We start from the raw sequence: 8701 nt of genomic DNA, 5'->3' as shown, positions 1-8701 counted from the left end.
GGCCGACGGCGCCGGACGAGGCGGCGGCGGCGCCGAAGGCCTTCAGCGCGTCCTCGCCGGGGTGCCTGGCCACGCCGGTGACGACGCCGACTGCGTTGCCCACCTCGCGGCCATAGAGGCTGCCAAGCACCGGCCAGGCGAACTCGGAAACGAGGAATGAAGGCGAGAGACCTGAAACATCGAACACAAGTCGCGCCCGCCGGTTGTCCGGGCGGTGCAGGCCATAGTCGGGAGCGCGGCCTGTGATGGCGCAGGCGATGTCGAGGAAATCGCCATAGCGATTGGTGCGCGCGCCCAGCACCGAATTGCAGAACACCACCGCGTTGGACTCGCCCCAGGCGACGTCGCTGCCCTGCGCCGGCCGGTGCCCGGCCTGGTAGGGAGCGCAGGTCCAGCTCTGCTCGCAGCCAAGCTTGCGATAGGCTTCCATCATCCGCCGCGCCATGCCGCGCTGCGGCTCCTCGAGGCGGATGCGCGAGCAGCCCATCAGGTCGAGTGCGCCGACATTGAGCGTCGAGCGCACCGCGACGCGCGCGCCGCCCTCGACAAGCCGTTCGGCAAACAGTGTGCCGGAATCGCCGTGGTAGAGCGCCCCGTCAATATGCGTCGAGGCGATTGGGATGAGCCGCGGCGCGGCGAGCAGGCGGGCGCTTTCGGCAACGATGCGCATCGCCATTGCCGTGCCGTCCCGGCCGGCGGCGATCGCCTGTTCTTCCGCGCTCAAGGTTAGGCTCATAACAGCACCTTGCGCATGGTGATCGAGGTCGGCCGGTCGTAGCCTTCATGCGCGGTGCGTTCAGTCTCGTCAAAGCCGAGCCGCACGAAAGCCCGGTGGTTGCCATCGAGTTCGATGCGCGTTTGCAATTCGACGGCGCCCTTGCCACGGCTAGCGGCAAGGTCCTCGGCGGCCTGCATCAGCAGCCTGCCGATGCCTTGCCCCTGCAAGTCTGGCTCGACGGCGAGCTTGCCGACATAGAGGGTATCGGCGCGCTCCTGCGTGAAAACGCAGCCGGCGATCCGGCCGTCCCGCAGCGCCAGGAGCCCGATTTCCTGCCGTGCCTTTTCCTTGAGCCTTTCGGCGGTCAGCAGATGCGCCGAGGAGGGCGGATCGATGACGCCGTCCATATAGGCGAAGGCGCGCATGATCAGCGAATGCAGTTCCTCCCATCGCCCGAAATCGGGTCGGATTTGCATAACGAAGACGCCTGTCGGCCGGTCCATGCGATCAGGCTCTCTTGTAGCGGATCGTGTCGAAGCGCGCGCCGAGCGCGTCGTAGAGCAAAAGCCGGCCGACCAGCGGCTCGCCGATGCCGGTGATCAGCTTTATCGTCTCCATCGCCTGCAGCGTGCCGATGACGCCGGTCAGCGCGCCGACAATGCCGGCAACGGCGCAGGACGGCACCAGCCCCTCCGGAGGCGCTTCCGGGAAAAGATCGCGGTAGCCCGGGTTCGGCTTGCCGTCGGCGCCGGCCTCGAACGGCTTCAGCACGGTCAGCGAGCCGTCGAAACGGCCGACGGCGGCGTGCACCAGGGGCTTGCCTTCCGCCGCGCAGGCATCGGCCACCGCGTAGCGTGTCTCGAAATTGTCGGAGCCGTCGACCACGATGTCGTAGCGGGCGACGAGGGCAGGGGCGCTGTCCGCCGTCAGCCTGAGGCGGTGCGGCTCCACCACGACATTGGGGTTGATGCGCGTGATCGCTGCCGACGCGCTGTCGGTTTTGGCCATGCCGATCGCGTCCGTGGCATGGATCACCTGTCGTTGCAAATTGGACAGCGAGACGGTGTCGTCGTCGACGATGCCGAGCGTGCCGACGCCGGCGGCGGCAAGATATTCCAGCGCTGGCGCGCCGAGCCCGCCGGCGCCGATCACCAGCACCCGCGCGCGCTTGAGCTTCTGCTGGCCGGCGCCGCCGATCTCCGGCAGCACGATATGGCGGGCATAGCGCTCGAGTTCTTCGTCGGTAAGTGTGGTCATGGCCAAACCTTATCGCGGCGCAAAAACCTTGTCAGGGGTCTTCGGTTGGCCCAACCGTGCCGTGGTCGACCGTCAGGAATTGCGCGCGGCCTTCGAGGCTGGAAAACAGCGCGGCGTCGGTTCCGGTCATGAACGCCTGGCAGTTGAGCTCCTCGAGGATCGAGAACAGGGCAGCGCGCCGGCCGGCGTCGAGATGTGCCGCGATCTCGTCGAGCAGCAGGATCGGCGTCATCCCCGACATCTCGCCGGTCAGCCGCGCATGCGACACCACGATCCCCACCAGCAGCGCCTTCTGTTCGCCGGTCGAGCAGAGCTCGGCCGGCATCGCCTTCGGCCTATGCCGCACCACGAGATCGGAACGGTGCGGGCCATCCAGCGTGCGTCCGGCGGCCCGGTCGCGGTCGCGGCCATCGGCGAGCGCACGGCGGAAGCGCTCCTCAACATCGACCGCCGGCGCCGCGCCGAGCGCGTTTTCCAGGTCGCCGTGGAGGCTGATGTCGGCTTGTGGAAACGGTCCGCTGGAAGGCAGCCGCTCAATCATGGCGGCAAGCAGGCGCACCAGCTCGGCACGGGCGGCGGCGATTGCCACACCGGTCTCCGCCATCTGCGTCTCGATGGCGTCGAACCAGCCGCCGTCACGCGATCCTTCCGTAAGCAATCGGTTACGGCCTCGCATCGCCTTCTCGTAGTCGAGCGCGCGCTGGCCATGGCCGGGGTCGATCGCCAGAACCAGCCGGTCGAGAAAGCGCCGCCGGTCGGCGGCCGGCCCGGGGAACAAGCCATCCATCGCCGGCGTCAGCCAGACGACCCGCAGCCATTCCAGCATGTCCTCGGCCGATCGCGCCGCAGCGCCGTTGATCCGCACGCGCCTGCCGCTTTCGCTGCTGTCGCCACCCGGAATGCCCGTGCCGATCTCTACCTGGCCTTCGGGTCCCTCGATGCGGGCGTGCAGCGCAAAACCGCCATCGCCGCCTTCGCGCGCCAGATCGACATAGGGCGCGCGGCGCAGGCCGCGCCCCGGCGTCAGCAGCGAAACCGCTTCCAGCAGATTGGTCTTGCCGGCGCCATTGTCGCCGGACAGCACCACGGCCCCGGGCGACAGATCGATGGACAGCGCCGCATAGTTGCGGAAGTTGGTAAGTGTAAGCTTACTTATGTGAGTCTGTTGCTGTTTTGCAGCTCCCGTCACGGCAACGAACTGGCCCTGCCGCAGCCTAGACCCGCATCGGCATCAGCACGTAGAGCGCGGTCTCGTCGGCCATGTCGTGGATCAGCGTCGGCGAGCCGGCGTCGGCAAGCATGAATTTCGCTTCCGAGCCGGTGAGCTGGGCGGCGACGTCGAGCAGATACTTGGCGTTGAAGCCGATCTCGATCGGGTCTGACGAATAGTCGGCCGACAATTCCTCGGTGGCGCTGCCGGAATCCGGATTGTTGACGGCGAGCGTGAGCTGTCCCTCGGCGATCGACAGCTTCACCGCCCGGCCGCGCTCCGAGGAAATTGTCGACACACGGTCGACTGCGGCGGCAAAGCTCTGGCGGTCGATGATCAGCTTCTTGTCGTTGCCGGTGGGAATCACGCGCTGATAGTCCGGGAAGGTGCCGTCGATCAGCTTCGAGGTCAAAACGACGCTGCCGATGGTGAAGCGGATTTTGGTGTCGGAAAGTTCGGTGGTCACGGCGACATCCGGGTCGTCGACCAGCTTCTGCAACTCGCTGACCGTCTTGCGCGGGATGATGATGCCCGGCATGCCTTCCGAACCGGCCGGCGCGTCGATCTCGGCACGCGCCAGGCGGTGGCCATCGGTCGCCACCGAGCGCAGCTTCAGCTTGCCGCCGGCCTCATGCGTGTGCAGGTAAATGCCGTTCAGATAGTAGCGCGTCTCCTCGGTGGAGATGGCGAACTGCGTCTTTTCGATCAGGCCTTTCAGGTCGACCGAATCGAGGCGGAAGATGTGCGAGAAGGAGCCGGCCGAAAGTTCCGGGAAATCGGACTGCGGCAGGCACTGCAGACGGAAGCTCGACCGGCCCGAGGTGACGGTCATCGCATTGCCGTCCTCGTCGGTCTTCAGCATCACCTCCGCTCCGTCGGCGAGCTTGCGCACGATGTCGTAGAGCAGGTGCGCCGGAACCGTTGTGGCTCCGCCGCGCTCGACCTTGGCGGGCGTGGCTTCGGTCACCTCCAGGTCAAGGTCAGTCGCCTTCATCTCGAGGCTGGCGCCCTCGGCGCTGAGCAGCACGTTAGACAGGATCGGTATGGTGTTGCGCCGTTCGACCACGCGGTGGACATGGTTGAGCGACTTCAGGAGATTTGACCGTTCCAGGATAACACGCATGACGAAACAGGCTCGCTTGAATGAATGAGCGGGTCTCCGGCGAGCGGCGCCCCGCGAAAGCTCTGAACAGGCTCAGAATCTGCCTAAACTGACAGGAAAAAGCCTGCAAACGCAAGCCCGCGCCACCGGTTCGGACCGGTTGCGCGGGCTTTCTGGGGATAAAGCCGGCGAAGTCCCCGTTTAATGCATGTCACCCAAAAGCGCGCAGCGGTTCGAGAACAACGACATGCATGAAAACCACACCTCAGCGCGTCGCATGGACCGTTACGGGCGCGCCGCGCTTTAGGGCAATTCCAGGAAAAGTGTGTAACGGTTTTCCGTCCGGAATTGCGTAGAAACAATTAGTTAGAGCGGTTCGGCGATTCCATGAAACGCTGAACCGCTCCAGGTCTTTCCCGGCCGCTCAAGCCTGGTCGTTGATCAGTCTTCTTAAGAGTTCCAGTTCCTGCGCCAGCGTGTTGTCGGCGCCCGAAAGGTCCTCGATCTTGCGCACCGCATGCAACACGGTCGTATGGTCGCGGCCGCCGAAGCGCCGTCCGATCTCGGGCAGCGAGCGCGGCGTCATCACCTTCGACAGATACATGGCCACCTGCCGCGGCTTGACGATGGTGCGCGTGCGCCGATTGGACAGAAGCTCGGTCTTCGACACGTTGTAGTGGCGCGCCACGATGCGCTGGATGTCCTCGATGCGCACTCGCTTCGGCTCGCCCGAGCGATAGATGTGCCCGAGGATCTCGTCGATACGGTCGATGCTGATCTGCGGTTCGAAGGACTGTCTGAACAGGAGCTGGTTGAAGGCGCCTTCCAACTCTCGTCCGCTTCCGGTCACCGTGCGCGCGACATGGTTGAGGATCTCGTCCGAAATATCGAGCGAGGCATCGTCGACCTTGGCCGTGGCGAGGCGCAGCTTCAGCATGCCGAGACGCATTGCGAAGTCCGGCGCCGACATTTCCAGGGCCACGCCGCCATTGAGGCGGGAGCGCACGCGCGGCTCCAGCGACTCCAGCTCGGACGGCGGCCGGTCGGCGGCAACCACCACCTGCTTGGCGCTGTCGAGCAGCATGTTGATCAGGTGGCAGAACTCATGCTGGATCGACTTGCCCTGCAGGAACTGCATGTCGTCGATGATCAGGAGATCGATATCGCGCAGTTGCTCCTTCAACGTTAGCGCGTTGTTGTCGCGGATGGCGGTGGCGAAGCGCCACATGAAATACTCGGCCGTCAGGTAGACGACGCGCGATTTCGGGTTGTGTATCAGCGATTCCGCCGCGATCGCCTGCAGAAGATGCGTCTTGCCGAGGCCGACCGTCGCATGAAGGAAAAGCGGGTTGAAGCGCACCGCGCTCGACTGCGATTCCGCCACGGCCTTGGCGGCGGCGAAAGCCACCCGGTTCGACGGGCCTTCGATGAAGGAACTGAAGGTGTAGCGTGGATCGAGCGGCGACCCCAGCACATTGTGCCGGAACTCGGTCTCTGCGGGCACGCCCGGGCGCGGCGCCGGAGCCCGTTCGACCCTGCCTGTCGCGGCGGTGCCCGCGGCGAGCGCCGTCTGCGTCTGTCGGGTCATCTTACGCGCCGGCGTCACCTCAGGCTCGACGCCATTGCGTGTCTGGCGCGTGGCGGTGCGCACCACGATCTCGATCTTGAGGACTTCGGGATCCTCGTGCTTCCACAATTCCGCGATCAGATCGAGATAGTGGCCGTTGATCCACGACCGCAGGAAGGCCGTGGGTACCGAGATGCGGACAATGCCGCGGGAAGCCTCGGCAACCTTCATGCGGCCAAACCAGCTTGAATAGACCTCAGCTCCCAGGCGCGCCTTCAGCTGGGCCTTGACGCGCTCGAACTTCTGTTCCGCGTCGCTGGAACCCGCCATGCTGTCCCCTCCGACGAATGTTGTTGGGAATGGGAGTTCGCTGGTTAGCTCCCTTTCGATGCCGCTCTGCATGATCGAGTTCCTTGTCCTTTTGTACCCTTTTCCGCCGGGGATGCGCCTCCTGCATCCATGTTTCCGGCGACCGTATCTTCGCTGCGACACCACCGCCGCCGCCGGCAGGTGATCATCGCCTCGTAACAAAGGGACCGGTGCCAGCTCTTGCAAGCTGGGCCGTTCTCGACACACCAGGGCAATGCGATGCCATCCGGCGAAAACGCCGGCTCCATCGACCTGCCATGTACAATTACGCCAGTCCCCTACCGCCTCGAAAAGACAAATCAAGCCCGTTCGCGGAATTGATCCACGTCATGAATTCTGCCATTTTGTGGTGGCCGATTCAGGCTGGGTTGAAGGCCAAGAGCCCGTCCCTTCGATGGATGGACATTACCGAAATCGCTGTGGATAGGGCAAGGCCACGACTAACGGATTTTTAACGAATCTGGTTAGCGGAGACGGGTTCGGAGCGGGTGCCGCAACGGCATATTTTGACAAAGCCATTGTGATTCAAACCCTTTTCCGGCGAATATGAAAATGGCCGCTCGGCACGAAATTTTCTGAAATAATTCGCTTGACAGCTACTTGTCCCCCGCCGCTCGAACGCGATGTGAACAAGCTGTGGATCACCATCCACAGGCGTTTGAAATATATAGCTAATTTCTGACAGCCGAATTTTGGTCAGCGCCCGCTTTCGGCATAACGGAATATCAGTGCGCATGTATATGCCGGCAAAGTAAACCGGATTTTGAAATCCAGCCTGGACGCGATCTCGGGGCGTTCTTTTTAAGTACTTGCCGGCAAACGAAAAAACCCGGCGTCATCCGCCGGGTTCGAAGAACGCAAGTTTAGTAAAGGCTTATCAGGCAGTCAGTACCTTGAGCCGGTGCGCCAGTCTGGAAACCTTGCGCGACGCCGTGTTCTTATGGATCACGCCCTTCGTCGCGGCGCGCATCAATTCCGGCTCGGCAGCCTTGAACGCGGCCAGCGCGGCAGCCTTGTCGCCCGAGGCGAGCGCCTCTTCGACCTGGCGCACATAAGTGCGGACGCGCGAGCGGCGGTTCTTGTTGATCGCGGCCCGGCGGGCGATCTTGCGCGTTGCCTTCTTGGCCGAGGAGGTGTTGGCCATGGTGCCTCTCTTCTGATCTGGTGGGCGCCAGCGGTATCGCAGGGCGCAAAAAACAAACGGGCAGCCACAGGCCGCCTCGGTTGGTGCGGCTTATAGTTCAGCTTTTCCGGCGCGTCAACGCCGCTTCGCCTTCTTTTTGACGCCGGCGCCCGACCATCTTATCGGTTGGTGAAATTGGGCTTCCGCTTCTCGGCAAAGGCGGCCATGCCTTCCTTCTGGTCGTCCAGCGCAAACAGCGAGTGGAACAGCCGCCGCTCGAACCGCAAACCCTCGGCAAGCGTCGTTTCATAGGCCCGGTTGACGGCCTCTTTCGTCATCATCACCGACGGCAGCGAGAACTCGGCGATCTTGGCCGCGGCCTTCAGAGCTTCCTCAATGAGATCGCCCGCGGGCACGACGCGCGACACCAACCCGCAGCGCTCCGCCTCGGCCGCATCCATCATCCGCCCGGTCAGGCACATGTCCATCGCCTTCGACTTGCCGACAAAACGGGTCAGCCGCTGTGACCCGCCCATGCCGGGCATGACGCCAAGCGTGATCTCGGGCTGGCCGAACCTTGCGGTATCCGCGGCGATGATGAAATCGCACATCATTGCCAGTTCGCAGCCGCCGCCAAGCGCGTAACCCGCAACCGCCGCGATGATCGGCTTTCGCACGCGCGTGAGTTGCTCCCAGCCGACGAAGAAGTCCTGCGTGTAGGCATCGACGAAGGCGATCGATTGCATCTCCTTGATGTCGGCGCCAGCCGCGAAGGCCTTCTCGGAACCGGTGATGATGATCGCGCCGATGCCGGCATCGGCGCCGAACCCGCTCATCGCCGCGACCACCTCCGCCATGACCTGGGAGTTCAGCGCGTTGAGCGCCTTCGGCCGGTTCAGCGTGATCAGCCCGACCTTGCCGCGCGTTTCCACGATGATGGTTTCATAGGTCATGGCATCGCCTCCTCGTTCCGATTGAGGGATCGGTCTAGCTCACCGCTGACAGGTCCGGCAATAGAAGGTCGAGCGGCCGCTCTGCACGATGCGCTCGATATGGCCGCCGCAGCCGGGCTTTTGGCATGGCTCGCCCTCGCGGTCGTAGGCCGCGAAGGAATGCTGGAAATAGCCGAGCGACCCATCGGACTGCACATAGTCGCGCAGCGAGGAGCCACCGGCGGCGATCGCATCGGCGATGACCGACCGGATCGCTTCGGCCAGGCGCTCGCTTCGCTCCCTCGCCTTTTTGCCGCCTCCGGCGATGGTGCCCGCCTCGCGCAGCGGCGACAGGCCGGCGCGCCACAGCGCTTCCGATACATAGATATTGCCGAGTCCCGCGATCAGCCGCTGGTCGAGCAG

9 protein-coding genes are annotated in these 8701 nt (G+C 64.1%); all 9 read right to left on the bottom strand.

Annotated features, from left to right (window positions below; all coding sequences use genetic code 11):
* Positions 1-724: aconitase X (locus EN781_RS17760; RefSeq protein ID WP_281034377.1), on the bottom strand; the 724-nt coding region annotated here is incomplete at its 3' end.
* Between the two features lie 8 nt (positions 725-732).
* Positions 733-1221 (bottom strand): GNAT family N-acetyltransferase, encoded by a 489-nt coding sequence (locus EN781_RS17755; protein ID WP_126056649.1) that lies wholly within the window; start codon positions 1219-1221, stop codon positions 733-735.
* Positions 1222-1225: 4 nt separating this feature from the next.
* Positions 1226-1975 carry a molybdopterin-synthase adenylyltransferase MoeB gene (locus EN781_RS17750; protein WP_127400189.1) on the bottom strand — a complete coding sequence of 250 codons (750 nt, stop codon included), beginning with the start codon at positions 1973-1975 and terminating at the stop codon, positions 1226-1228.
* 31 nt (positions 1976-2006) lie between these two features.
* A complete protein-coding gene (gene recF, locus EN781_RS17745; protein ID WP_126056647.1) occupies positions 2007-3164 on the bottom strand; it encodes a DNA replication/repair protein RecF in 1158 nt (385 codons plus the stop codon).
* Between the two features lie 25 nt (positions 3165-3189).
* Positions 3190-4308: a DNA polymerase III subunit beta gene (gene dnaN, locus EN781_RS17740; RefSeq protein WP_126056646.1), complete on the bottom strand. Its 1119-nt coding sequence runs from the start codon at positions 4306-4308 to the stop codon at positions 3190-3192.
* 403 nt (positions 4309-4711) lie between these two features.
* A complete protein-coding gene (gene dnaA / locus EN781_RS17735; protein WP_245455265.1) occupies positions 4712-6184 on the bottom strand; it encodes a chromosomal replication initiator protein DnaA in 1473 nt (490 codons plus the stop codon).
* Positions 6185-7100: 916 nt separating this feature from the next.
* Complete coding sequence (gene rpsT / locus EN781_RS17730) at positions 7101-7367, bottom strand: 30S ribosomal protein S20 (protein ID WP_126056644.1); 267 nt, start codon at positions 7365-7367, stop codon at positions 7101-7103.
* Positions 7368-7525: 158 nt separating this feature from the next.
* Positions 7526-8299: an enoyl-CoA hydratase gene (locus EN781_RS17725; protein WP_126056643.1), complete on the bottom strand. Its 774-nt coding sequence runs from the start codon at positions 8297-8299 to the stop codon at positions 7526-7528.
* Between the two features lie 39 nt (positions 8300-8338).
* A partial coding sequence (locus tag EN781_RS17720) for a zinc finger domain-containing protein (protein ID WP_281034376.1) occupies positions 8339-8701 on the bottom strand: 363 nt, incomplete at its 5' end.

This window comes from Mesorhizobium sp. M4A.F.Ca.ET.090.04.2.1 (assembly GCF_003999085.1).
GTDB lineage: Bacteria > Pseudomonadota > Alphaproteobacteria > Rhizobiales > Rhizobiaceae > Mesorhizobium.
The sequence above is the reverse complement of the archived record's forward strand: the minus strand, read 5'-3'. Positions and strand labels throughout refer to the sequence as shown.